Source organism: uncultured Brevundimonas sp. (assembly GCF_937863155.1).
Lineage (GTDB): Bacteria > Pseudomonadota > Alphaproteobacteria > Caulobacterales > Caulobacteraceae > Brevundimonas.
In genome coordinates this window covers 1-22,153 of sequence record NZ_CALMFB010000049.1, presented here as the reverse complement: position 1 = coordinate 22,153, position 22,153 = coordinate 1, and the positions used below count along the sequence as shown (strand labels likewise).

Here is a 22,153-nt window from a genome sequence, read left to right as displayed (position 1 = left end):
AAACTAGCGCAATCCGGTCGTTTCGGCGCCGGGTCGTGCGACGCCCCTTGACCCCGCCGCCGCCGACCCGTTCCATGATCGCGAGTTTTTTCAAGGAGCCTGGTCCATGCGCGCCGCCGTCCTGCCCTGCCTGCTGCTGCTGAGCCTCGCCGCCTGTTCTGAAGGTCAGCCCACGGCCCCGGCGCCGGCCGAGCCGCCGGCCCAGCCGGCCGTGCTGGATGGGGTCGATCTGACCCAGCCCTTGCGCGTGCTGGGGACCGAGCCGTTCTGGAGCGTCGACATCGCGGGCCAGACCCTGCGCTATTCCGGCGTCGACCGGCCCGAACAGACCGCGCCCAACGCCGGCCCGGTCATGACCGGTACCGTCGCCACCTGGACCGCCCGCACGGCCCAGGGCCATGCGCTGGAGATTTCGCTGATGGCCACCGAATGTTCGGACGGCATGAGCGACCGCGTCTTCCCCCTGACGGCGCGGGTCAAGATCGGCGACGAGACGCTGCAGGGCTGCGCCGCCGCGACCGAAGCGGTGATGCGCGTGGGCGAATCCGGCGCCGTGCGCTGACCCTGCCGACGCGACAGCCTGTAAATCGCCGTCATCCTGGGCCATAAGCCGGCGATGAAATTCCTGGACCAGGCCAAGATCTACATCCGCTCGGGCAATGGCGGCGGGGGCGCCGTGTCGTTCCGGCGCGAGAAATTCATTCCCAACGGCGGCCCCGACGGCGGCGACGGCGGTCGCGGCGGCGATGTCTGGATCGAGGCGGTCGAGGGGCTGAACACCCTGATCGACTATCGCTATCAGCAGCATTTCAAGGCCGGAACGGGCCACCACGGCGCCGGCCGCAACATGCACGGGGCCAAGGGCGAGGACGTGGTGCTGAAGGTGCCGGTCGGCACCCAGGTGCTGGACGAGGACAAGGAAACCGTCCTTCTGGACATGGACGCGCCCGGCAAGGTCGAGCGCCTGCTCAGCGGCGGCAACGGCGGCTGGGGCAACGACCGGTTCAAGGGGCCGATCAACCAGGCCCCGCGCCACGCCAATCCGGGCCAGGAAGGCCAGGAACGCTGGATCTGGCTGCGGCTGAAACTGATCGCCGACATCGGCTTGGCGGGCCTGCCGAACGCCGGCAAGTCCACCTTCCTGGCGGCGGTCAGCGCCGCGCGGCCCAAGATCGCCGACTATCCCTTCACCACCCTGGCGCCGAACCTGGGGGTGGTGGACCTGTCGCCGTCGGAACGGTTCGTCATCGCCGACATCCCCGGCCTGATCGAGGGCGCCAGCGAGGGCGCGGGCCTGGGCACCCGCTTCCTGGGCCATGTCGAGCGGTCCGCCAGCCTGATCCATCTGGTCGACGGAACCCAGGAGGACGTCGCCGGCGCCTACGCCATCATTCGCGGCGAGCTGGAGGCCTATGGCGCGGGCCTGGCCGACAAGACCGAGATCGTGGCCCTGAACAAGATCGACGCCCTGACGCCCGAGGCGCGCCAGGAGAAGGCCGAGGCGCTTCAGGCCGCCTGCGGCCGGGCGCCGCTGCTGGTGTCGGGCGTGTCGGGCGAAGGGGTGACCGAACTGCTGCGCGCCGCCTGGGCCGAGGTGCGGCGCACGCGCGGCGAAACCGCTCCGCTTGAGGACGAAACCCCGGTCGAGACGCCCGGCGGCTGGACGCCCTAGTTTACCCGCACGACGCATGATAGGTCCGACTTGAGCATAAGTCCGCGCGAGCCGTCGTCCCCTTGTCCTTCTTCCACGCCGGTCCCGCGCCCAGGCGCTTCGGCCCCCGCCCCGGCGGGACGCGCGACCGGCTGGGCCTGACGCCGGGGATGCGGGTCGGCCTGTTCGGCGGCTCGTTCAATCCCGCGCATGACGGACACCGCCATGTGGCCGAAACGGCCATGCAGCGGCTGGACCTGGACCGGGTGGTCTGGCTGGTTTCCCCCCAGAATCCGCTGAAGGACGCGCGCGAGACGGCGTCGCTGGCCGACCGCATGGCCTCGGCCCAGGCCGTGGCGCACGGGCCGGGCATGGTGGTGTCCGACATCGAAAGCCGCCTGGGCGTCTGGTGGACCGTCGACACCCTGCGCGCCCTGGTCGATCGCTATCCGGGGGTGCGGTTCGTGTGGCTGATGGGGTCGGACAATCTGGCGGGCTTCCACCGCTGGCGCGGCTGGACCGACATCATGCGGCTGATGCCGGTGGCGGTGGTGGCGCGGCCCGGATCGCTGCTGGACAGCCGCACGGCCCCGGCGGCGGCGCGTTTCGCCTCGGCCCGGCTGCCGGCCGACCGGGCGCGGCTGCTGGCCGACCAGCCCGCGCCCTGCTGGACCTATCTGACCGCGCCGCTGAACCCCCAGTCCTCGACCGCCATCCGGCGCGCCCGGATCAACTGAGGGCACTGGCACAGTTTGAAATGAGGCATTGAGGGGCGTCCTAGCCCGCGACACGACCTTCGACCTAAACCGAAGGGATTGTGCCAATGCGATACAGGGTGGATGTGGTGACCGCGCCGATGGCGGGGCTGGCGGTGCGGCGCCGCTGGGTGAACGGCGCCTCGCAGTTCATCGGCGCCATAGACGGGCGCGAGTGCGTTTGCTCGCCGACGTTCGAGGGCGCTGTGCAGGCGCTGTTGCGGCGGGCCTGCCATTCAGTAGTTCACTGACGTAGTGAATCGGTAATTTCTGGGGAGAATCGCAGTTACGCCGAGTCTACTTTGACAGTTGTTAATTAGCTGGAGCCAAAATCTAGTCATGTCTATGAGCGGCGAAGTCGTTAGCATGATAGCGTAGCGCAATTCTCATCGCCAATAATTAGGATGGACTCCGCGTTAACGATCTGTATAGCGTTCCGGCAGAACGAAAACTCGCTTTCTAAGCCCGTGGACTCGTTCGCGGGAAATAGAGGCGCGACTGTGTCGTGATTGATGAAGTGGAGACCGCTTGATATGGTCGCATTGGTTGCCGGAGAAGGCAGGATGAACGAGGCGGAGCGCGCGGCGCTGGCTCGCGAACTGGACAAGCTGGTCGGCGGGGTGAACCCCGACGGGACGCCCTATGTCGATCCCGAGGAGGTCGTGGACCCTGACCTGCGCCGAAAGAATCGCCGGCCCCCGCCCTCTCGCGAGAAGATCGCCGCCGTCGTCGAAGAACTCGCCCAGGCGCGGGCGCGTCGCCGCAACGAGTCCTGACGAGAGTCAGCCGTGTCGGATCGCGACCGCTGACAGGTCATTTGCACTATCGAGCGGCCGATTGGCGGCCTTGCGCTCGGAATACCGATCGACCAGCGCGCCGGCGTGTGGCCGGGTGAGAACGGTGAAGCGCACAAGTTCTTCCATCACATCGACGATGCGGTCGTAGTAGCCGGACGGCTTCATCCGGTCCGCCTCATCGAATTCTTGGAACGCCTTGGCGACACTCGATTGGTTCGGGATGGTGATCATGCGCATCCAGCGGCCGAGCAGGCGCAGGGTATTCACCGCGTTGAAACTCTGCGAGCCGCCGGAGACCTGCATCACGGCCAGGGTGCGCCCCTGGGTCGGCCGCACGCCACCAATGCTTAGCGGCAAGTGGTCGATCTGAAGTTTCATCAGGCCAGACACCTGCCCGTGGCGCTCGGGGCTGCACCAGACCATCCCCTCGGACCAGAAGGCGTGCTCGCGCAGTTCCTTCACTGCTGGGTGCTCATCGTCGCCGGGGGAGCCGGGCAGTGGCAGGTCGGACGGATCGAAGATGCGGGTCTCGCAGCCCATCAGGCGCAGCAGGCGGGCCGCCTCCTCGACGCAGAGGCGGGAGAAGGACCGCTGACGCAAGGAGCCGTAGAGCAGCAGGATGCGGGGCGGGTGGTCGTTCGGGCCGAGGCCGACGGCCGGCGTGAGCGACAGGTAGGCGGGGTCCAGCGCGGGCAGGTAGTCCGGCTCCGGTAGGGTGCGCAAACGACTCATCAACAGACATCCTTGCCGGGGGCGGTCGCCGGGAAGAACCGCCGGCCCAGCCATAGGGCGACCGAGACCAGCAGGATCAGCACCGGCACCTCGACCAGCGGTCCGATGACGGCGGCGAAGGCCACGGGAGAGGCCAAGCCGAAGGCGGCGATCGCCACGGCGATGGCGAGTTCGAAGTTGTTCGAGGCGGCGGTGAAGGCCAGCGCCGTCGTGCGCGGGTAGTCCGCCTCTATCAAGCGGCCCATCAGGAAGCTGATCACGAACATCACGAGGAAGTAGATCGTCAGCGGAATGGCGATGCGCAGGGCGTCGAAAGGCAGGGCGACGACATCCCCGCCTTTCAGGCTGAACATGGCGACAATGGTGAACAGCAGCGCGATCAGGGTGATTGGCCCGATGCGCGGCAGGAAACGACGCTCATACCAGTCGGCGCCTTTGCGCCCGATGAGGGTGCGGCGGGTCAGAAAACCGCCGAGGAACGGCAGCCCCAAGTAGATCAGGACGGCGCCGGCAATGGTCCAGAAGCTGACATCCACGACGCTGCCTTCCAAGCCGAGCAGCGGCGGCAGGAACGACAGGAAGAACCACGCGTAGGCGCTGAAGAAGACGATCTGGAAGACCGAGTTGAAGGCCACAAGCCCGGCGACATACTGGTTGTCGCCACGCGCCAGTTGGTTCCAGACCAGCACCATGGCGATGCAGCGAGCCAGACCGATCAGGATCACCCCGGTCATGTATTCCGGCTGGTCGCGCAGGAAGATCACCGCCAACACGAACATCAGCACCGGGCCGAGAACCCAGTTTTGGAACAGCGACAGCGCCAGCACCCGCTTGTCAGCGAAGACGCGCGGCAGTTCCTCGTATTTCACCTTCGCCAAGGGCGGATACATCATCAGGATCAGCCCGATGGCGATGGGGATGTTGGTCGATCCAACCGATAAGCTGTCCAGCCACGCAGGCAGGCCGGGAACCGCCGTGCCCAGAAGCACGCCCAGCGCCATGGCGACGAAAATCCACAGGGTGAGCCAGCGGTCGAGGAAGGAGAGCCGGCGTGGCGCGTTGTCGTAGGTCACGGGGGTGTCGATCATCGGCGCACCCTGTGCCCGGACTCGTCGATGACGACTTCGCCGTCCTCCTTGACGAAGGGCTTCAGTCCTTCCGTGGGGAGCAAGTCGAGGACTGCTTCAGACGGCCGACACAGTTTTACCCCCGAAGGGGCGACGACAATTGGCCGGTTCAACAGGATCGGGTGGACTTCGATCGCGTCGAGCAGGTCGTCGTCGGTCAACGCTGGGTCGCCGAGACCGAGTTCCGCGTAGGGCGTGCCCTTCTCCCGCAGCACCTCGCGCACGGCGATCCCCATCCGAGCGATCAGTTGGCGCACCAACTCGCGGACCGGCGGCGTCTTCAGATACTCGATGACGTGCGGCTCGATTCCGGCATGGCGGATGAGGGCAAGGGTGTTGCGAGACGTCCCGCAGGCGGGGTTGTGATAGATGACGATGTCCATGGCGACCTTCAGGGGCAGCAGGGCAGGAGTTCGGCCAGCAGCGGCTCGCACTTGTCGGCCTGACCACCGCAACAGTCGGCGACGAGGAACAGAATCAAACCCCGAACACGGTCGATATTCGGCCTGAAGTAAATCTCGCGGCCTTTTCGCTCGAACGACACCAGACCGGCCTCGGTGAGTATCCGAAGGTGGGATGACATCGTGCTAGCGGGCTGGCCGAACTTATCGGCGATCTCGCCGGCTTTCAGTCCGTCGGGAGCGTTCTTGATAAGCAGCCGAAGGACATCAAGCCGCCGAGGGTGCCCAAGCGCGGAAAAGCATCTGACGGCGAGTTCGTTATCCATTCTTCGACAATCCTCGAAAAGTCGGAGGATTGCAAGGTGAGTCTTAAGCCCCCGGTGACTTTCCAGTCCGACGTGATCTTAGTTCTGGATCAGTCTAATCAAGGTCCCGTCCGGGTCTACCAGGGCACCTATCCGCAATCCCGACTCCTCGGTCTTAGGTGCGTGCAGGCGTGGTTGGCCCATGCACGTCTCGGGCAGTCCCGTCGCTTTGCAGATGGCATAGAAGGCATCAAGGTCGTCGAGGCGCAGGCAGCAACTGAAGCAACTCGTCAGCGGGTCAACTTCCGGGTGAGGGAAGAACTCCAGCGTCAGTTCGCCCCGCTTCATGATCATCCAGCCATCGTCGCGCCACCCCTGTTCGAAGCCGAATTGAGAATAGAACCGCGATGTCGTCTCGAAATCCCGCGACGGCAGATTGGGCGTAGCATGGTCGGTCACGGCGATCTCCAGATCGAAGCGGCTTGTAGCGGACACTAGCCGCAGCAACCCTTGCCATCCACCTGGATCGGCGGGCACGGCACATCGGCGTAGGAGCAGAACACGCAGCAGTCACCGGGCTCGGGTCGCAGTTTGGTGCCGCAGCCGAGGCAATCGTAGAACCAGATGCAGGCGTCGGTCGGCATCATCTCAGTCGCCATATGACCACATTGTGGGCAGGTCAGCGTCGATTCCAGCAGGATAGATGTCATCGCATCGCCGCCAATTGGGGCATGGCCCACGGTTCGATGTAGGGCTCCCAAGCTAGTGACAGCGCCACCAGGAACGAGGCGACGACTAGCAACCAAAAGGCCAGCGGCGAAGGGCGAGCACAGGCGGCGTTGCGCTTGCATAACTGAAGACGGCGCCAGTGCAGCAACCAACCCGCCGCCAAGATCACGGCGGTAAGAAGCGTCAACCAAGTCCGCGCGCCGGCGATGATCGCAGCGCCGGCGAACGAGACACCGGCTACCGACAAAGCCAGCGGCAGGACGCAGCAGGCCGCCCAAGCGAAAACGGCGGCGACTCCACTGACAGCCGCCGACGCGCCGACGGCGACCTCTGGGATACGAGGACGGTTCTGATCGGTCATCATGGTGTCTCCTGCTCAATCTCTGATACAGCCTACAACCCGTAGCCACTACGGGATCAAGAGGATGCGCAGTCAGGTTTTGACCATCGGACGCCTGGCGCGTGGTGCCGGCGTCAATTTGGAGACGGTGCGCTACTACGAGCGGATCGGGCTGATGCCAGCCCCAGCCCGGACGGAGGGCGGCCATCGAAGCTATGCGCCAAGTCATTCTCAGCGCTTAAAGTTCATCCGTCGGTCCCGCGAACTCGGCTTCGGCATCGACGCCATTCGACGGCTGATCGCGCTGAGCGAACCGGAGGTTCAGGCTTGCAGCGAGGTGCGCGACATGGCCCAGGAGCAGGTCGCCAGCATCGACGCAAAGATCGCCGACCTGCGACGCCTTCGAGCCGTCTTGCAACAAGCCGTCGCCGATTGTCGCGACGGACGGGAAATCCGCTGTCCGGTGATCCAAGAATTAGGGTTGAACTGATCAAGCTGCTACTGGCCTGCACCTTGGCAGCAAAGGTCATTCGATAATTTCGAGACCGTCGTAAGGGGTTGGCGGAGGTCCGTCGGTCCAGTGCCAAGTCTCCGGCGTGCGCTGCATGGCCTGCATCCTTTGCGAAGCGACGGCGGGGATGTTGGTCGGAACTTCAACCGACGTGCCTGACGGCGCCAAGGTGATGGTGAACTGGTGAGGCGCGCCCCCGAAGTTCACTTCGACCAGGATCGCCCGGACCGTCCCCTCTGGGATCGAAAGCTGATCGGCGAAGATGAAACCGCCCGTGGCGGCTCCGGGATCGACGGTGGTGGTCTGCAACACCGTGCGGCCCCGCTCGGCCATCGCCTGCCGCAGGCCGCGCTCAATCAGGGCGCTCGACAGATAGAATTCGCCGGAGGCCCGGCGGAACGCGATCTCCGTCCGGCGCGGATGATCGCCGGCGGCGCGATAGGCGAGATAGCCTTCGATCCCGGCACTCACCCATGCCGCCGCCATCGCCCGCTCGGCTGAATGCCTCGCCTCTTGGCGAAGGTAGTTGAAGTCTTGCAACCGCACGGGTGCCCCATCGTCGAGGTAGATGCGGACATCCTCGGTCCCCAGGTTGATGGGCTGTCCCGATGTGTTGAACGCCGCTAGTGCGAAGAACAGCTTGTTCGTCGCGTTGTAGCGGACGGGCAAGAGCATTACGGCTCCCGACGGTCCCTGCGAGACCATCGCCGCATTTCCACGAGAGAACCGAACGCCCACGCCATGGTCGCCGGTAGGGATCATCCGGTATTCGGTCGTCGGTGTTGCGCAGCCTGCGAGGCCCGCCGCGAACGCCACGGCCATCAATGCTCTTTGGTTCATCGAGAAACCCACCTACCAAGACGAGATAGGACATCTATGTCCTAGTGAGGGTTACCGTCGCGCTAACACCATCCGGAGATGGAATGGGAGAAGATCGTGGGCGCGAACGTCCGGCGCCTGCGTAAGGCCCGAGGCTTGAGTCAGGAGACGTTGGCTGGCGAGGCCGGCATCGCCATGCGCCATATCGGCCGGATTGAACGGGGTGAGGGGAACCCGACGGTCGCCGTCCTGGCTCGTCTAGCCGAAGTGCTGGGGGTTCATCCGAAAGATTTTTACGCCCACGAGGAGAATAAGGTCCGCGACTGATGAAGTTTGGTGCGACATACGACCGCACCCCTGCGGTTTTCTGGTCAGGATTACTGACACTCTATGTCGCCAATCTTGACACCGATGCCAGTAATCATGTCACCTGCCATGACATGGGCGGCATTAACTAATTAGTTACAGCGCCTTGGCGATCGGTTGTTTTATCAGGAGCGGCGGAAGAACACGCTGTGCTCGGGAGAACACATAGTTCCACATTTCTAGAAATATGGAAATGAGAACGGTTGACCCGTGTTTCCCTCTCGACGCATACGCTTGTCGATGGTCAACCGACTGAACCATGACAAGCAGGTGGCGCTCCTTCAGGACATGATGGAGCGGATGTCGATTCGCGGCCTGCACCGGACCAAGAAGGGCAATACCGGGCCGTCGGGTAGACCGAGCCGCACGACCATTCTGAAGCTGTTGGCCGAGGCGGGCGACACCGCCATCGAGTTCCTGGGCGAAAGGATGCGGGACTTGCCCTCGACGCTGGTCGAAGCGGATGAATTGCACGCCTACGTCGCTATTCGCGGGCGGACGCTGTTCCTGCGGAAGATGCGGGCGCCGCCGGGCCAAGGGGTGTTCTGGATTTGGGTGGCGATCGACGTCACCAGCAAGCTGGTGGTGGCGTGGCACATCGGTGGTCGCGGCAACAGCGACGCCAAGGTTTTCATCGACGACCTGAAGGCTCGCTGCCCCAATCGCCTGCAACTGACCACCGACTCGCATCACCCCTACATCGAAGCGGTCGAGAAGGCCTGGGGCGGCGAGATCGACTACGCCACCGTGAAGAAGCAGGACGACCAACAGCAGGAGGTGATCGAGGAATATCTAGGCGTCGATCAACCCAGGCCGAAACGGCGCCGGTCGAAGCGTGAGATGGCTCCGCCAGAGATTAGGAGCGGAAGTCCTGACCCCTCCTTGATCACGACCAACCACATCGAGTCGTTCTTCCAGAAGTTCAGGCAGAACCTCGGCCGTTTCGCGAGAAAGACGACCCTCTTTTCGAAGACGTTGATCAACCTCAAGCGCGCGGTCGCCCTCTACGTTTTCTATCACAACTTCATCCGCGTCCACATGTCCTTGGCGACCACGCCGGCCGTGGCGGCGGGCATCGACGACAGCGAATGGACTTGGGAGATGTTCATCGAACTGATTGATGGCAACCGGAAGAAGTGGGCGCTGGAGCGCGAAGCCGCCAAACAGCAAGACGCTACATCGGAGTCGGTGATCATCCTGCCGGCGCCGCGCTCGCAGGACATGCCCTTCACCGTGATGTTCAGCTTCCTTCAGAAATACGCGAAGATTCACCGCAGCGACTGCAAGCATCTGCGAGACACGCCGGAGCGAGGCAGCAAGCGGGGTGCCTCCCACAAGTTCCAGTGCGAAACGATCGAGGCGGCTCGTAACCTCGCCTACAACTTGGTTCCCGACGAAGTGGCAGAGTGCAAGGTGTGCCTCGGCTCGCCCAGCCGGCTCGACACCGGCCGAGGCAAGGGCGGCAACAACCTGAAGCACTGACCTTCAGTTCGATCAGGATCGCCGCCGGTGTCCAGCCGTTAACTAGATCAGTGTTCTCCTCTTGCGCTAGGGAGACGGCGCGAGGAAAGTCGCCGCACACGAGGGGCTACGTCAGTGCCGCGACGTATAAGGATCACCGTCAAGCCGTCGTCGGATCATCCCGACTTCCTGACCGTGCATGACGCCATGCTCCAAATCGCGGACGCCTTCGAACTCCTGCGTGGCGAGAGTGCGGTCGGGTATGACTGGAAGCTGGTTACGGCGTCGACCAACAGCCCCTTTACGGCGGTCGGTGAGATCGTGCCGCTGGGCGGGACGGGGCCTGCGATCTTCGCCGCTGCCGACCTTGCCACTTACGAAGCGTATCAAGGCCTCTCGGATGTCTTGGATGGCGACGAGGCCCCACAGCTAGACAGCAATGTGTTGAAGCGGTTCCTCGCTCGCAATCTTAACGGCGTCGGACTTACCTCCATCGAGCCCGAGGACGACGGATTCATTGCTCTTGATGTGACCCCTTCAAGCGCCCGGCTTGGGCTGGAGGCGTTGAAGGCACCAGCCCCGGCCGTATCGCCGAAGCGTTCGCGCGGAACGTTGGAGGGCTACCTTGTCGACGCCGGTCAGTTCCGCCGCCAGCCCGCCTTGAAGCTGAAGGAGCGGGTGCGGGGCCGGATCATCTGGTGCCGAATCCCTGAAGACCTTCAGAATCAGTTCGCCGCGCAGACGTCGCTGCGGGACGTCTGGCAGAACGCGCGCGTCCGAATTCGGGGTTGGATCGAATACACCTCTGGCGGAAAAATCTCGGGCATGACGGCCGAGAAGATCGTGCACGTCCGTCCCGGACCGGTGAACGACGGCGAACTGTTCGACCGTTCCTTTACCGGCGGGGACGACGCCATCAGCTACATTGATCGCTTCAGGGACGGTGACATTGTCTAATCCGCCCACCGTCTATTGGGATTCCTGCGTGTGGATCGGGCACATCGCCCAGGAACCCGACAAATTTCCCGCCACTCGATACGTCGTGCGCCTCGCCGGCGATGGCCAGCGCCAGATCATCACGTCGACGATCGCACTGGCCGAGGTGGTGAAGATGAAGTGCGGCGACGAGTGGGTCGCTATGGCCGCCAGTGATCAAGACCCGTTCGCGAACCTCCTCTCCCAAGAATGGGTGACGACCGTAGTTGCTGATTGGGATGTGGGGATGAAGGCACGAGACCTCTTCCGCCTCCACATGTCTGACGGCCTCAAGAAGCCGCAGGATGCGCTCCATCTGGCAGTGGCCGTCCTTGAGAACGTCAGCGAGATGCACACGTTCGACAACAAGGACCTATTGCGCCTGAACGGAAAGGTCCGCCGGGACGACGGCACTCTACTCACGATCTGCACGCCCCCGGTGCCGGACCTCACCGAGGGCGTCGATGCCGACCTGTTCGCTGATCAGGCTAGCGCCTGATGAAGAATGGATCAGCGTCGCCAGAACTTCTTCCGGCGCACTGCCTGTCGTAACGACGACCCCGTCTATCGAGCCGAAAAAGCGGTCGTTGGCCGCGCGTGGATCGGATGCAATCCGATATTCACTACAGCCGCGTTTCAGGACAATCTGCATAGTCGCCTCCATCGAGGCGGGGGCCACATGCCCCCGCGCAGGAGGGTCGCCGCAAGAACCTTGCTAGGTCAGAGGTCTTCGGCTGGAGCGTCCAAATTCAAACTGTGCCAGTGCCCAACTGAGGGTCTGCGTGACCTGAAGGGCCGATCGTGCTATGGGACTGCTTTAGTAAGCCTCCCGGAGCCCTACGCTGACCCCCCCGCCCGCGCCGCAAGCGCAAGATTCCGCCGCCGCCCCCGCCGTTTCGGGCCTGGAGGTCGAGGCCCCCCTGCCGACCGGCGGAACGCCGCTGGAACAGGCCGTTCTGGACAAGCTGGACGAAGACAAGGCGTCGGACATCGTCCTGATCGACCTGCGCGGAAAGTCGCCCATGTCGGACGCCATGATCGTGGCTTCGGGCCGGTCGCACCGCCATGTCGGCGCCCTGGCCGACCACCTGCTGCGCACGCTGAAGGACCATGGCCTGGGCAAGGCGCGGGTCGAGGGCCTGCCGCACTGCGACTGGGTGCTGATCGACGCCGGGGATCTGGTGATCCACCTGTTCCGCCCGGAAGTGCGCACCTTCTACAATATCGAGAAGATCTGGTCGGTCGACAGCGGCCACCGCATCGACAGCCGCGCCTGAGGCGACGGCCCCGTGCGGCTGGAGATCGTCGCCATCGGTCGGCCCGGCCGAGGGCCCGAGGCGGCCCTGGCCGACGACTACGCCCGGCGCGCCACCCTGGCGGGCAAGGCCCTGGGCCTGGGGCCGCTGGTCCTGACCGATCTTGAACCGAAGAAGCCGGGCAAGGCGCCGGAGGCCGATCTGATCCTGGCCGCCGCGTCCGGCGCCCATCTGGTCGCCTGCGATGAGCGGGGTCGCACCTTCTCCAGCCGCGCCTTCGCCGAGCATCTGGCGGTCCTGCGCGACCGGGGCGAACGCAGGCTGGTCTTCGCCATCGGCGGGGCCGACGGCCTGGACCCGCGCGTGCGCGAGGCGGCGAACGAAACCCTGGCCTTCGGACCCCAGACCTGGCCCCACGCCCTGGCGCGGGCCATGCTGGCCGAACAGCTGTATCGCGGCGTGACCATCCTGGCCGGTTCGCCCTATCATCGCGACTGATGCGCGCCGCCCCGATCCTGATGATCCTGGCCCTGGCGGCGGGACCGGCCATGGGGCGCCCGCCTCAAGACTCGCTGCGCCAGCTTGAGGCCGAATACCGGGACGAGGCCGTGCGCGCCGCGCGCCTGCGGGCCGAGGCCGCCGCCGCGGGGCGTGAGATCGCGGGGCTGGAGACGCGGCTGGCCACCCTGCGCGCCCAGGCCGGCGACGGGGACATGCGTATCGAGGCCCAGCGGTCGCGCCTGAACGAACTGACCACGCGCGAGGCGGCCCTGGCGGCCGAGATGGCCCGCGACCGGGGGCGTCAGGGGCGGCTGTTGTCGGCGTTGCAGACCCTGAGCCGCCGTCCGCCGCCGCCGCTGCTGGTTCCGGCCGACAAGGCGGTGGATACGGCGCGGGCGGCCCTGTTGATCCGGGCCATGACGCCGCAGATCCAGGCGCGGGTGCGGGCGCTGAAGGCGCGTCAGGACGAACTGGCCCGCATCCGCCGCCTGGCGGTCCTGTCCAGCGAAGCCCTGGTCACCGCCGAGAGCGAACAGGGCGACCGCCGGGCCGAGATCGAATCCCTGATGGCGCGCCGCACCGCCCTGGCGGCCGTGCTGAAGGCCGAGGCGGCCCAGGCCGAACGCGCCGCCCGCGTGCTGGAGGCCCGCATCCGCGCCCTGGGCGGCGACGCCACGGCGCCCGAGGTCGCGGTCGAAAGAACCACCCGCCTGCCTGCAGGCCGGTCGCGCCTGACCCGCCCGGTGACGGGCGCGCCGGTCCAGACCTTTGGCGGCGGCTCGGTCGGCTGGCGCTGGCGGGCCGATGCGCGCGCCGCCGCCGCCCCGGCCGCGGGCCAGGTCGCCTATGCCGGGCCGCTGGCGGGCTGGGGCCAGGTGGTGATCCTGGATCTTGGCCCCGGCTGGCGCGCCGTCATCGCCGGCCTGGATCAGGTGGATGTGGCCGTCGGCGCCCGGGTCCAGGACGGCGCCCCGGTGGGCCGCAGCGCCCCGGACGGTGAAATCTATTTCGAGCTGCGGCGCGACGAACGACCCATCGACCCTGCGCCCTGGCTGTCGTGACCGGCCCCGCGCGGGGGAATCCGCTTTCCTTCGCGACAGGACGCTGATTTTATTCACGGGACGACGAGGCCGCGATTCAGCCGCAACCCCGTTGTCTTCTGACCTGCCTATGGTCCCGCCGGACCCAAGAAAGAGATCGAATGCGCAAACTGCTTGTCGTCGGCGCCGCCGCCCTGGCGCTGGTAGGCGGCTCGGCCGTCGCGGTGGCCAGCCAGACGCCCCGCAACGAAACCTTCCGCATGCTGGAGCTGTTCGGCGACATCGTCGCCGCGGTCGAGCAGGCCTATGTGGTGCCGGTCGACAACAAGAAGCTGATCGAGTCGGCGCTGCGCGGCATGATGTCGTCGCTGGACCCGCATTCGGACTATCTGCCGCCGGACGGCTACGGTGACCTGCGCGAACGCACCGAGGGCCAGTATTCGGGCGTCGGCCTGGTCATCACCACCGAAGGCGGCCTGACCAAGGTGGTGTCGCCCATGGACGGCGGCCCGGCGGTCGCGGCCGGTATCCAGGCCGGGGATGTTATCTCCCAGGTCGATGGCCAGAACACCGCCGGCCTGACCAACAACGAGGTGTCGGAAAAGCTGCGCGGCGAGGCGGGCACCACGGTGCGTCTGACCATCCTGCGCGACGGCGAGGATTCGCGCGAGATCGAGCTGACGCGCCAGGTGATCCGCGTCGATTCCGTCACCGGACGGCTGGAAGGCGACCTGGCCTATGTCCGCATCTCCAGCTTCAACCAGAACACCACCCAGGAGCTGACCGACACCCTGGCGCGGCTGAAGCGCGAGAACCCGAACATCGCCGGCTATGTGCTGGATGTGCGCAACAATGGCGGGGGCCTGTTGAGCGCCGCCGTGGCGGTGGCCGACGCCTTCCTGGAGCGCGGCGAGATCGTCAGCCAGCGCGGGCGCAAGCCGGACCAGATCGACCGCTATTCCGCCACGCCCGGCGACCTGACGGGCGGCAAGCCGGTGGTGGTGCTGATCAACTACGGCTCGGCCTCGGCGTCCGAGATCGTGGCCGGCGCCCTGAAGGACCAGCAGCGGGCGACGGTGATCGGCCTGACGTCCTTCGGCAAGGGCTCGGTCCAGACCGTCTTCCCCCTGCGCGGAGGCCAGGACGGCGCCCTGTATATGACTACGGCGCGCTACTACACGCCGTCGGGCCGTTCGATCCAGAAGATCGGTATCGAGCCGGACCTGGAGGTGTCGCGGTCGGCCGCCGAGGCGCGGATCATCTCGCGGTCCAACTTCATCTATTCGGAGGCCGCCTACGCCACCGCCCTGGACGCCTCCATCGGCGCGGAACGGCGCGGCCCGCATGCGGCGCACGAGGCCCCGGGCGCGGACTATCCGACCGACAAGGACTATCAGCTGGAACGCGCTTTCCAGCTGTTGCGGGTCGGCGGCGACCTGTCGCGGCTGCCGGCGCCGGGCGCCGACATCATCATCGACGGCAAGACGCCCGAGGGCGAGGAACCGGCCCAGACCGAGACGCCGTAGGACTGTCGCAAACGTGGTGAACGGGCCGTTAGGGTTTCTTAACCGGCCCGGCGGCACACTGGCCTGGCAAGAGGTCCGTTCGCCGCCGCCATGTTCGCCAAACGCCAGTCCGCCCTCGCCGCCGCCGCCGGCGCGCCCCCCGCGCCGAAAGGCCCCTTCATGCCCGTGCAGGCGCTGAAATCCTGGCTGCGCAAGCCGCCGGTGATCGTGGGCGCGGCGGGCGCCCTGCTGGTGCTGGCGGTCGTTCTGTTCGTCGTGGTGCTGGGCGATCCGCGCGCCGGGGTTCCCTCGGCCCGTGTGGCGCTGAAACGGGACGCCGTCGCCCAGACGCCGCCCACGGGGCTGGAAGCCTTCTCCATGGGCGCGCTGGACCTGTATCAGGACCTGACGGGAACCGGCGACGAGGCTTTGGGCGAGGCCGCCTCGGGCGAAGCGCTGATCACCCTGCCGGACGGAGCCACCATCGCCGGCGGCGCGCCGGTCGCCGCCCCGCGCCAGGCCGCATCGCCCCTGCCCGCCGCCCCGATCGCGGGTCTCAGCCAGCCCGGGCCGAACGGCCCCCTGCCGACCATCGCGCCGGACGGCCGCACCCCCGCCGTCGCCTACGCCCGGCCGTTCCGCTCGAACGGCAAGCCGCGCGTGGCCCTGATCGTCGGTGGCCTGGGGCTGAACGCGGTCACCACCCGCGCGGCCATCGAACGCCTGCCGGCCGAGGTGACGCTGAGTTTCGTACCCTATGCCGACGGCCTGCAGGGCTGGATCGACCTGGCCAGGGCGCAGGGCCACGAGGTGCTGATCGAAATCCCGATGGAGCCGACCGGCTATCCCGACACGGTCGATCCGGGGCCGCAGACGCTGCTGGCCGCCTCCACGCCCGACGAGATCCAGGCCCGGATGGCCTGGCTGCTGGGCCGCGCCACCGGCTATTTCGGCGTGACCAACTATCTGGGCGACCGGTTCGCCCCGTCGGATGCGGGCATGAACGCCTTCCTGGCGGTGCTGCGCCAGCGCGGCCTGGCCTTCCTGGACGACGGCTCCATGCGCCGGCGGCCCGGCGCCTTCGCCCGCGCCAGCGCCGACCGCATCGTCGACGAGACCCAGACCCCGGCCGCCATCATGGGCCAGCTGAACGCCCTGGAGGCCGCCGCCAAGACCCGCGGCCAGGCCCTGGGGACCGGCTTCAGCTATCCGGTCACGGTGGAAGCCGCCGCCCGCTGGACCGCCGGGCTGGAGGCGCGCGGCCTGCAACTGGCTCCCGCATCGGCGATCACGGCCCGGCCGGGACGCTGATTGAGGGATTGGGGACTAGGGATTAGGGACTAGGATCGCCACTCGACCTTTATTCCCCAGTCCCTAATCCCTAGTCCCTTCATGTCAGACCTCTCCCGCCACCGTCCGAACGTCGGCGTCGTGCTGTTCAACCGCCAGGGCCAGGTCTGGTATGGCCGCCGCGCCGGCACGGACGGCCCGCACAACTGGCAGTTCCCGCAAGGCGGCGTCGATGACGGCGAGGACTATGAGGCCGCCGCCCGCCGCGAGCTGTTCGAGGAGACGGGGGTCCGCTCGGCCGAGCTTCTGGCCGCCACGCCCGGATGGATCGCCTATGATTTTCCGCCCGAACTGGCGGGGGCCAAGGCGGCGCGCGGCTGGGCCGGGCAGAAGCAGAAATGGTTCGCCTATGGCTTCACCGGCGACGACGCCGAGATCGACCTGGAGGCCCATGGCGAGATCGAATTCGACGCCTGGCGCTGGGGCCGGCTGGACGAGGCCTGCGACCTGATCGTGCCGTTCAAACGCCCGGCCTATGAACAGGTGGTGGCGGCCTTTTCGGGCCTGGCTCAGATGCTGGCAGGCCAATAGACGATCTTGACCGTCTGGGTGTCCGTCGCGGGCGACTGGACGATCCGCCACTCGACAAGGCCGTTGCCGTATCGCACCCCGCCATCGAGTTGCAGCCCGGCGGGATGCTCCATGTGCCGGGCGTCGGCCCACAGGTCGATGGCCTGGATCACCTCCTGCGCGCCCGCCTGGGCGCCCAGATAGGTCAGGGTGCCGGTCGGTCCCGGCCGGACCTCCAGCGCGCCCTCGTCGGTCTCGAACTCGGAAAAGTCGCCCCAGTACTCAAAACCGTGCTCGACCGAGACATCGCGGCCGGGCGCCGTGACGCACAGGACTTCCAGCGCCACCACGGTCGCCTGGCTCAGGGTCTCGGGCCGGGGCGGGGCGCAGCCGCAGCTGACCTGGGGCGCGGCGAAGGCGGCCAGGCCCAGGCCCAGCAGGGCGGCGACGATGGGAGCAAGGCTTCTCATGGCTCCAGACTGCCGCCGCCGCGCCGCGCCCGCCACGGTCGGAACCTGATGGCGATCAGTGACCGTCGCCGGACAGCTTCATCAGAACCAGGCCCGAGACGATCAGCACCGCCGCCGCCACCCGCATCACCGTCACCTGTTCGCCCAGCACCACGATGCCGACGACAAAGGCGCCCACGGCCCCGATGCCGGTCCAGATCGTATAGGCGGTGCCCAGCGGCAGGGTCTTCATCGCCACCGACAGCAGGCCGAAGCTGACGAACATGAAGGCGAAGGTGGCCACGGTCGGAACCAGTCGCGTGAAGCCATGCGACTGTTTCATCAGATAGGCCCAGACGACCTCAAACAGACCGGCGAGAACAAGAAGAATCCAGGCCATTGTCGGCCCTCCTTTGCAAAGGGCCGGGCCGTCCCGGTCTTGAACCCCGGCGCCGTCAGCGGCGGCCGGGCCGGGGACGTGGCCCCGTCAAGCAAAGATCACCGATGATGAGGAGATGGCGCACCCGAAGAGATTCGAACTCCTGACCCCCAGATTCGTAGTCTGGTGCTCTATCCAGCTGAGCTACGGGTGCGCACGCCTCGCGGCGAGGGCGGGTCTTTAGCCGCTGGCGCGCAGGCGCGCAAGACGCCGCTGGCGGATTCTGGGACCAGAACGGCGCGGGACGCGAAAATCGGGCGGTCGTGAATTCAGTCCCGGGCGCAAATGGTCTAGGTCGGAGGATCGCGACGCCCCCGCTGCGCAGATGTTCGAGGCCCTCCATGCCGTTTCGCCGCCTGACCAGCCTGATCCTGGCCGCCAGCCTGGTCGTCGCCGGCTGTGCGTCCGCGCCACAGGCGGGATCGGGCGGGGCGTCGGCGGTCGTCGCGGCGGCGCCTGCGCGCGGACCGTTCGTGGCGGCGGCCAATCCCCTGGCGGTCGAAGCGGGGATGCAGGTGCTGCGCCGGGGCGGATCGGCCGTGGACGCCGCCGTGGCCGTGCAGGCGGTGCTGGGCCTGGTGGAGCCGCAGTCCTCGGGCCTGGGGGGCGGGGCCTTCCTGATGCATTTCGACGCCGCGACGGGCGAGATCACCAGCTATGACGGGCGCGAGACGGCCCCGGCAGCCGCCACGCCGGAGCTGTTCTACGAAGACGGCCGCCCGCTGGGGTTCGGCGACGCCGTGCTGTCGGGCCGGTCGACCGGGGCGCCGGGCGTGGTGGCCATGCTGGGCCTGGCCCATGCCGAACATGGCCGCCTGGCCTGGAGCGGCCTGTTCGACGAGGGCGAGCGGCTGGCGCGCGAAGGGTTCGCGGTCAGTCCGCGCCTGGCGGGCATGATCGCCGCCACGCGGGGCCAGGCGCGCACCCGCTGGGCCGATACCTATTTCACCCGGCCGGACGGCGGCCGGTATCAGGCGGGCGACATGCTGAAGAACCCCGACTACGCCCGCACCCTGCGCGAACTGGCGGCGGGGGGACCGGACGCCTTCTATCACGGCCGCATCGCGCTGGAGATCGCCGCCGTGGTGGCCGAGGCGCCCCGGCCCGGCGCCCTGACGGCCGAGGACATCGCCGCCTATCGGCCCATCCAGCGCGGCGCCCTGTGCCGGCCGTATCGAGTCTATGTCGTCTGCGTGCCGCCGCCGCCGTCCAGCGGGGTGGCCCTGTTGCAGCTGCTGGCCATGGCCGAGGCGACGCCGGCGATCCACGGCGGGCCGGACGACGCCGACGCCTGGACCGCCTTTGGCCAGTTACAGCGGCTGATGTACGCCGACCGCGACCGCTACGTCGGCGATCCGGGTTTCGTCGGGGTGCCGGTTCAGGGGCTGCTGGACCCCGGCTATGTGACCGAACGCGCGGCCCTGGCTGCGGGACTGGCGGGGGCGGCCGAGGCGGGAACGCCGCCGGGCGGGGTCTTCATGGGGCCGGACGCGACCAACGAGCCGGCCGGCACCTCGCATTTCGTGGTGGTGGACGCCCAGGGCGACGCCGTCAGCATGACCACCACGGTGGAAAGCGTCTTCGGCTCGGGCCGTATGGCGGCGGGCTTCTTCCTGAACAACCAGCTGACGGATTTCAGCTTCACCCCCACTCGGCCGGACGGCGGCGCGGCGGCCAACGCCGTGGCGGCGGGCAAGCGGCCCCGGTCGTCGATGTCGCCGGTGATCATCCTGGACCAGCAGGGGCGGCTGGTCGGCGCCCTGGGGTCGCCCGGCGGCACGTCCATCCTGGCCTATAACGCCAAGGCGCTGATCGGGGTGCTGGACTGGAACCTGTCGATGCAGGCGGCCATCGCCCTGCCGAACCTGGTGGCCAAGGGCGACGGCTTCGGCGCCGATACGGCCATGTTCGGCCCGGATATGAAGGCGGCGCTGGCCGAACGCGGCATAAGCCTCAGCCCCAATACGTCCGAGAATTCGGGCCTGCACGGGGCGATCTGGCGGGACGGGCGCTGGGACGGCGGGGCCGATCCGCGACGCGAGGGCGTGGCGCGCGACCGCTGAGGGCGGAAATCAGCGCGGCAATCAGCGCTGGGGCTTGATCGACAGGTGGAAGGCCACCAGCCCCTCGGACACGTCATTGTCCAGGCCGCGCCCGCTGCGCAGGCCCTCGGCCTCGATCTCGCGATAGACCAGGCCGAACGACCCCTGCAGGTCGCCCCGGCGATAGGCGACACCCAGCGAGGCGTCGCCCAGGAAGGCCCCGGCGTCGTGGCTGTAGCCCGAGCGGGTGAAGTCGCCGTCGCGTGTGCGGGCGAAATTATAGCCGACCGCCCGCCCCGAACCGGCGGCATAGACATACCAGCGGGCGCGCTCGCCGAAATTCTGGCCGTCCCGAACCACGGCCGAGCCGATGCGCACCGTGGCCCCGGCCTCGGCCGAGCCGCCGTCCGAGCCCACACCGACCCCGGCGTGCGGCGTCAGGGTGACCTCCAGCCCGTTGTCCGTATAGGCCGTGGCCACCGGCCAGCCGCGCACATAGCGCAGATCGTAACGGCTGGCGTCCAGAACGGCACGGTCCATGGGCGTGACGGGCAGGGGGGCGCCGTCGGCGCGGCGCAGCTGTCCCTCGGACACCAGCGACAGCCGGTCGGTGAAGCCCGGCCCCTGGATCCACACGTCTCGGCGCGACGATCCGGCCATGGGGTCGGCGGCAGGGGCGAAATCGCTCTCGAACTCGACCGCCGGGCCAAAGGCGCGATCGGCGGCGATGTTGAAGGCGCTCTGGGCGTTCAGGCGAGCGACCTCGTCGCGCTCGTTCCCCTCGCCCCAGGCCTGGGGCCCCAGGTCATAGGCGGGCTGCAGCGTCGCGGTTCCGGCCAGAGCCTGGTCCAGGGTGCGGGGGGTCGTGGGGGCGTAGGGGGTCTGGGCCAGAGTCGGAAAGGCCATGCCTGCGATCATCGCGATCGCCGCCCCTCCGAAACCTGCACAGACCCAAGCACGCATCAACGGCCCCCTCAGTCCGTTAACGTCCGTGAAACCTGCACCAAAACAGGCGGCCCGCCAACAGACTCTTTCGTGACAAGAATTCTCCCTGCCAACGCCGCTTGGCAGGCGAGGGTTCCCTTGTCGGGACTTGAAGTGTCGGGGCGTGAAACGCCGGGCCGGCCTTACTGGCAGGCCAGGCATTCCTCATAGTCGGTCTTGCTGGCGGCGAAGAGATCCGGCTGGTTCGGATCGGGCTCGGCCTTATCCTCGGCGCCGGCGAAGGCGGCCCGCTGGACCGACTTGGAGCGCAGATAATACAGCGACTTGACCCCGCGCTCCCACGCCGACCAGTGCAGCATGTGCAGGTCCCACTTATCGACGTCGCCGGGCAGGAAGATGTTGATCGACTGGGCCTGGCAGATGTCGGCGGCGCGGTCGGCCGCCAGTTCGACGACCCAGCGCTGGTCCAGCTCGAAGGCGGTCTTGAACACCGACTTCTCGTCGTCGCTCAGGGCCTCCAGATGCTGGATCGAACCCTCGTGCTCCAGGATCGAGTTCCACACCGCGTCGGTGTTCAGGCCCTTCAGCTCCAGAAGCTCTTCCAGATAGGGGTTCTTGACCGCGAACGAGCCGGACAGGGTCTTGTGAGTATAGATGTTGGCCGGGATCGGCTCGATCCCCGCGCTGGTCCCGCCGCAGATGATGCTGATCGAGGCGGTCGGGGCGATGGCCAGCTTGTGGCTGAACCGCTCCATCACGCCGCGCTCCTTGGCGTCTTCGCAAGGGCCCTTCTCCTCGGCCAGCAGGCGGCTGGCCTTGTCCGCCTCGCGGCGCAGGTGCTTGAACAGACGCATGTTCCAGCTCTTGGCCATGGCCGATTCAAAGGCCACGCCCTGGGCCTGCAGGAAGGAATGGAAGCCCATCAGGCCCAGGCCGACCGAGCGTTCGCGACGCGCCGAATAGACGGCGGCCTTCATTTCCGGCGGCGCGCGGCGGATGAAATCCTCCAGCACATTGTCCAGGAAGCGCATCAGGTCTTCGATGAAGCGCGGCTCTTCGCGCCACTCCAGGAATTTCTCGGCGTTGACCGACGACAGGCAGCAGACGGCGGTGCGGTCGATGCCCAGGTGGTCGCGGCCGGTGTGCA

At 67.2% G+C, this 22,153-nt stretch carries 28 protein-coding genes, 1 tRNA gene and 1 pseudogene; 17 read left to right on the top strand and 13 right to left on the bottom strand.

Features of this window, described 5'->3' with window-relative positions; genetic code table 11:
- Positions 1 to 106: 106 nt before the first annotated feature.
- From Q0581_RS07190 to Q0581_RS07170, 5 genes are all read left to right on the top strand, one after another.
- Complete coding sequence (locus Q0581_RS07190; protein ID WP_298698949.1) at positions 107 to 562, top strand: hypothetical protein; 456 nt, start codon at positions 107 to 109, stop codon at positions 560 to 562.
- A gap of 54 nt (positions 563 to 616) precedes the next feature.
- Positions 617 to 1,672: a GTPase ObgE gene (gene obgE, locus Q0581_RS07185; RefSeq protein ID WP_298698947.1), complete on the top strand. Its 1,056-nt coding sequence runs from the start codon at positions 617 to 619 to the stop codon at positions 1,670 to 1,672.
- 62 nt (positions 1,673 to 1,734) lie between these two features.
- Complete coding sequence (locus Q0581_RS07180; RefSeq protein ID WP_349770617.1) at positions 1,735 to 2,388, top strand: nicotinate-nucleotide adenylyltransferase; 654 nt, start codon at positions 1,735 to 1,737, stop codon at positions 2,386 to 2,388.
- 86 nt (positions 2,389 to 2,474) lie between these two features.
- Positions 2,475 to 2,657: a hypothetical protein gene (locus Q0581_RS07175; RefSeq protein WP_298698945.1), complete on the top strand. Its 183-nt coding sequence runs from the start codon at positions 2,475 to 2,477 to the stop codon at positions 2,655 to 2,657.
- 312 nt (positions 2,658 to 2,969) lie between these two features.
- On the top strand, positions 2,970 to 3,182 hold the full coding sequence (locus tag Q0581_RS07170; protein WP_298698943.1) for a hypothetical protein: 213 nt from the start codon (positions 2,970 to 2,972) through the stop codon (positions 3,180 to 3,182).
- Between the two features lie 6 nt (positions 3,183 to 3,188).
- On the opposite strand, the gene arsH is transcribed toward Q0581_RS07170, so the two are convergent.
- The 7 genes from arsH to Q0581_RS07135 all read right to left on the bottom strand — a co-directional run bounded on the left by arsH (position 3,189) and on the right by Q0581_RS07135 (position 6,858).
- Positions 3,189 to 3,935 (bottom strand): arsenical resistance protein ArsH, encoded by a 747-nt coding sequence (gene arsH, locus Q0581_RS07165; RefSeq protein WP_298698941.1) that lies wholly within the window; start codon positions 3,933 to 3,935, stop codon positions 3,189 to 3,191.
- Entirely contained in the window at positions 3,935 to 5,023 is a 1,089-nt protein-coding gene (gene arsB, locus Q0581_RS07160) for an ACR3 family arsenite efflux transporter (RefSeq protein ID WP_298698939.1), read from the bottom strand. The genes arsH and arsB overlap by 1 nt, the downstream gene beginning before the upstream one ends.
- Positions 5,020 to 5,445, bottom strand: coding sequence for an arsenate reductase (glutaredoxin) (gene arsC / locus Q0581_RS07155; RefSeq protein ID WP_298698938.1), 426 nt, complete (start codon positions 5,443 to 5,445; stop codon positions 5,020 to 5,022). Before arsC ends, arsB begins: the two co-directional genes overlap by 4 nt.
- A gap of 8 nt (positions 5,446 to 5,453) precedes the next feature.
- Positions 5,454 to 5,789 carry a metalloregulator ArsR/SmtB family transcription factor gene (locus Q0581_RS07150; protein ID WP_029416419.1) on the bottom strand — a complete coding sequence of 112 codons (336 nt, stop codon included), beginning with the start codon at positions 5,787 to 5,789 and terminating at the stop codon, positions 5,454 to 5,456.
- 78 nt (positions 5,790 to 5,867) lie between these two features.
- Complete coding sequence (locus Q0581_RS07145; protein WP_029416418.1) at positions 5,868 to 6,227, bottom strand: bleomycin resistance protein; 360 nt, start codon at positions 6,225 to 6,227, stop codon at positions 5,868 to 5,870.
- A gap of 35 nt (positions 6,228 to 6,262) precedes the next feature.
- On the bottom strand, positions 6,263 to 6,478 hold the full coding sequence (locus Q0581_RS07140; RefSeq protein ID WP_029416417.1) for a GDCCVxC domain-containing (seleno)protein: 216 nt from the start codon (positions 6,476 to 6,478) through the stop codon (positions 6,263 to 6,265).
- Complete coding sequence (locus tag Q0581_RS07135) at positions 6,475 to 6,858, bottom strand: MFS transporter permease (RefSeq protein ID WP_245591513.1); 384 nt, start codon at positions 6,856 to 6,858, stop codon at positions 6,475 to 6,477. The genes Q0581_RS07140 and Q0581_RS07135 overlap by 4 nt, the downstream gene beginning before the upstream one ends.
- A gap of 64 nt (positions 6,859 to 6,922) precedes the next feature.
- On the opposite strand from Q0581_RS07135, the gene Q0581_RS07130 reads away from it, so the two are divergent.
- A complete protein-coding gene (locus tag Q0581_RS07130) occupies positions 6,923 to 7,327 on the top strand; it encodes a helix-turn-helix domain-containing protein (protein ID WP_029416415.1) in 405 nt (134 codons plus the stop codon).
- Positions 7,328 to 7,363: 36 nt separating this feature from the next.
- Here Q0581_RS07130 and Q0581_RS07125 read toward each other — a convergent pair whose 3' ends face one another.
- Entirely contained in the window at positions 7,364 to 8,170 is an 807-nt protein-coding gene (locus tag Q0581_RS07125; RefSeq protein WP_298698930.1) for a hypothetical protein, read from the bottom strand.
- Positions 8,171 to 8,266: 96 nt separating this feature from the next.
- Here Q0581_RS07125 and Q0581_RS07120 point away from each other — a divergent pair, with 96 nt between their 5' ends.
- The 10 genes from Q0581_RS07120 (at position 8,267) to Q0581_RS07075 (ending at position 17,152) form a co-directional block, all read left to right on the top strand.
- Positions 8,267 to 8,494 (top strand): helix-turn-helix transcriptional regulator, encoded by a 228-nt coding sequence (locus Q0581_RS07120; protein WP_298698928.1) that lies wholly within the window; start codon positions 8,267 to 8,269, stop codon positions 8,492 to 8,494.
- Positions 8,495 to 8,767: 273 nt separating this feature from the next.
- Positions 8,768 to 10,015 (top strand): hypothetical protein, encoded by a 1,248-nt coding sequence (locus tag Q0581_RS07115; protein WP_298698927.1) that lies wholly within the window; start codon positions 8,768 to 8,770, stop codon positions 10,013 to 10,015.
- 114 nt (positions 10,016 to 10,129) lie between these two features.
- Positions 10,130 to 10,951: a hypothetical protein gene (locus tag Q0581_RS07110; protein WP_298698925.1), complete on the top strand. Its 822-nt coding sequence runs from the start codon at positions 10,130 to 10,132 to the stop codon at positions 10,949 to 10,951.
- Entirely contained in the window at positions 10,938 to 11,468 is a 531-nt protein-coding gene (locus Q0581_RS07105; RefSeq protein WP_298699029.1) for a PIN domain-containing protein, read from the top strand. The genes Q0581_RS07110 and Q0581_RS07105 overlap by 14 nt, the downstream gene beginning before the upstream one ends.
- 403 nt (positions 11,469 to 11,871) lie before the next feature.
- Positions 11,872 to 12,246, top strand: coding sequence for a ribosome silencing factor (gene rsfS, locus Q0581_RS07100; RefSeq protein ID WP_298699027.1), 375 nt, complete (start codon positions 11,872 to 11,874; stop codon positions 12,244 to 12,246).
- Between the two features lie 12 nt (positions 12,247 to 12,258).
- Complete coding sequence (rlmH, locus tag Q0581_RS07095; RefSeq protein ID WP_298698923.1) at positions 12,259 to 12,723, top strand: 23S rRNA (pseudouridine(1915)-N(3))-methyltransferase RlmH; 465 nt, start codon at positions 12,259 to 12,261, stop codon at positions 12,721 to 12,723.
- Positions 12,723 to 13,787: a peptidoglycan DD-metalloendopeptidase family protein gene (locus tag Q0581_RS07090; protein ID WP_298698921.1), complete on the top strand. Its 1,065-nt coding sequence runs from the start codon at positions 12,723 to 12,725 to the stop codon at positions 13,785 to 13,787. The genes rlmH and Q0581_RS07090 overlap by 1 nt, the downstream gene beginning before the upstream one ends.
- A gap of 140 nt (positions 13,788 to 13,927) precedes the next feature.
- The gene (locus Q0581_RS07085; RefSeq protein ID WP_298698920.1) at positions 13,928 to 15,292 is read left to right on the top strand and encodes a S41 family peptidase; all 1,365 of its coding nucleotides are present in this window, start codon (positions 13,928 to 13,930) and stop codon (positions 15,290 to 15,292) included.
- 90 nt (positions 15,293 to 15,382) lie between these two features.
- A complete protein-coding gene (locus Q0581_RS07080) occupies positions 15,383 to 16,582 on the top strand; it encodes a divergent polysaccharide deacetylase family protein (RefSeq protein WP_298698918.1) in 1,200 nt (399 codons plus the stop codon).
- A gap of 81 nt (positions 16,583 to 16,663) precedes the next feature.
- Positions 16,664 to 17,152 (top strand): RNA pyrophosphohydrolase, encoded by a 489-nt coding sequence (locus Q0581_RS07075; protein ID WP_298698916.1) that lies wholly within the window; start codon positions 16,664 to 16,666, stop codon positions 17,150 to 17,152.
- On the opposite strand, the gene Q0581_RS07070 is transcribed toward Q0581_RS07075, so the two are convergent.
- From Q0581_RS07070 to Q0581_RS07060, 3 genes are all read right to left on the bottom strand, one after another.
- On the bottom strand, positions 17,131 to 17,601 hold the full coding sequence (locus Q0581_RS07070; protein WP_298698915.1) for a hypothetical protein: 471 nt from the start codon (positions 17,599 to 17,601) through the stop codon (positions 17,131 to 17,133). The two genes, Q0581_RS07075 and Q0581_RS07070, sit on opposite strands and share 22 nt — an antisense overlap.
- A gap of 55 nt (positions 17,602 to 17,656) precedes the next feature.
- Positions 17,657 to 17,980, bottom strand: coding sequence for a quaternary ammonium compound efflux SMR transporter SugE (sugE, locus tag Q0581_RS07065; protein WP_298698913.1), 324 nt, complete (start codon positions 17,978 to 17,980; stop codon positions 17,657 to 17,659).
- Positions 17,981 to 18,096: 116 nt separating this feature from the next.
- A tRNA-Arg gene (locus Q0581_RS07060) sits at positions 18,097 to 18,173 on the bottom strand.
- A gap of 187 nt (positions 18,174 to 18,360) precedes the next feature.
- Here Q0581_RS07060 and Q0581_RS07055 point away from each other — a divergent pair.
- Positions 18,361 to 20,082 carry a gamma-glutamyltransferase family protein gene (locus Q0581_RS07055; protein WP_298698911.1) on the top strand — a complete coding sequence of 574 codons (1,722 nt, stop codon included), beginning with the start codon at positions 18,361 to 18,363 and terminating at the stop codon, positions 20,080 to 20,082.
- A gap of 21 nt (positions 20,083 to 20,103) precedes the next feature.
- Here Q0581_RS07055 and Q0581_RS07050 read toward each other — a convergent pair whose 3' ends face one another.
- Together Q0581_RS07050 and Q0581_RS07045 are read right to left on the bottom strand one after the other, a co-directional pair.
- The gene (locus Q0581_RS07050) at positions 20,104 to 20,967 is read right to left on the bottom strand and encodes a lipid A-modifier LpxR family protein (protein ID WP_298698909.1); all 864 of its coding nucleotides are present in this window, start codon (positions 20,965 to 20,967) and stop codon (positions 20,104 to 20,106) included.
- A gap of 221 nt (positions 20,968 to 21,188) precedes the next feature.
- Positions 21,189 to 22,153 (bottom strand): annotated as a pseudogene (locus tag Q0581_RS07045) (ribonucleotide-diphosphate reductase subunit alpha); the annotation flags it as partial.

What these genes read in the sequence shown, in the direction of transcription:
- Q0581_RS07190 (WP_298698949.1), top strand. Translation starts at nt 107, where the DNA reads ATGCGCGCCGCCGTCCTGCCCTGCCTGCTGCTGCTGAGCCTCGCCGCC.
- obgE (WP_298698947.1), top strand. Translation starts at nt 617, where the DNA reads ATGAAATTCCTGGACCAGGCCAAGATCTACATCCGCTCGGGCAATGGC.
- Q0581_RS07175 (WP_298698945.1), top strand. Translation starts at nt 2,475, where the DNA reads ATGCGATACAGGGTGGATGTGGTGACCGCGCCGATGGCGGGGCTGGCG.
- Q0581_RS07170 (WP_298698943.1), top strand. Translation starts at nt 2,970, where the DNA reads ATGAACGAGGCGGAGCGCGCGGCGCTGGCTCGCGAACTGGACAAGCTG.
- arsH (WP_298698941.1), bottom strand. Translation starts at nt 3,935, where the DNA reads ATGAGTCGTTTGCGCACCCTACCGGAGCCGGACTACCTGCCCGCGCTG.
- arsB (WP_298698939.1), bottom strand. Translation starts at nt 5,023, where the DNA reads ATGATCGACACCCCCGTGACCTACGACAACGCGCCACGCCGGCTCTCC.
- arsC (WP_298698938.1), bottom strand. Translation starts at nt 5,445, where the DNA reads ATGGACATCGTCATCTATCACAACCCCGCCTGCGGGACGTCTCGCAAC.
- Q0581_RS07150 (WP_029416419.1), bottom strand. Translation starts at nt 5,789, where the DNA reads ATGGATAACGAACTCGCCGTCAGATGCTTTTCCGCGCTTGGGCACCCT.
- Q0581_RS07140 (WP_029416417.1), bottom strand. Translation starts at nt 6,478, where the DNA reads ATGACATCTATCCTGCTGGAATCGACGCTGACCTGCCCACAATGTGGT.
- Q0581_RS07135 (WP_245591513.1), bottom strand. Translation starts at nt 6,858, where the DNA reads ATGACCGATCAGAACCGTCCTCGTATCCCAGAGGTCGCCGTCGGCGCG.
- Q0581_RS07130 (WP_029416415.1), top strand. Translation starts at nt 6,923, where the DNA reads ATGCGCAGTCAGGTTTTGACCATCGGACGCCTGGCGCGTGGTGCCGGC.
- Q0581_RS07125 (WP_298698930.1), bottom strand. Translation starts at nt 8,170, where the DNA reads ATGGCCGTGGCGTTCGCGGCGGGCCTCGCAGGCTGCGCAACACCGACG.
- Q0581_RS07120 (WP_298698928.1), top strand. Translation starts at nt 8,267, where the DNA reads ATGGAATGGGAGAAGATCGTGGGCGCGAACGTCCGGCGCCTGCGTAAG.
- Q0581_RS07090 (WP_298698921.1), top strand. Translation starts at nt 12,723, where the DNA reads ATGCGCGCCGCCCCGATCCTGATGATCCTGGCCCTGGCGGCGGGACCG.
- Q0581_RS07085 (WP_298698920.1), top strand. Translation starts at nt 13,928, where the DNA reads ATGCGCAAACTGCTTGTCGTCGGCGCCGCCGCCCTGGCGCTGGTAGGC.
- Q0581_RS07080 (WP_298698918.1), top strand. Translation starts at nt 15,383, where the DNA reads ATGTTCGCCAAACGCCAGTCCGCCCTCGCCGCCGCCGCCGGCGCGCCC.
- Q0581_RS07075 (WP_298698916.1), top strand. Translation starts at nt 16,664, where the DNA reads ATGTCAGACCTCTCCCGCCACCGTCCGAACGTCGGCGTCGTGCTGTTC.
- Q0581_RS07070 (WP_298698915.1), bottom strand. Translation starts at nt 17,601, where the DNA reads ATGAGAAGCCTTGCTCCCATCGTCGCCGCCCTGCTGGGCCTGGGCCTG.
- sugE (WP_298698913.1), bottom strand. Translation starts at nt 17,980, where the DNA reads ATGGCCTGGATTCTTCTTGTTCTCGCCGGTCTGTTTGAGGTCGTCTGG.
- Q0581_RS07055 (WP_298698911.1), top strand. Translation starts at nt 18,361, where the DNA reads ATGCCGTTTCGCCGCCTGACCAGCCTGATCCTGGCCGCCAGCCTGGTC.
- Q0581_RS07050 (WP_298698909.1), bottom strand. Translation starts at nt 20,967, where the DNA reads ATGGCCTTTCCGACTCTGGCCCAGACCCCCTACGCCCCCACGACCCCC.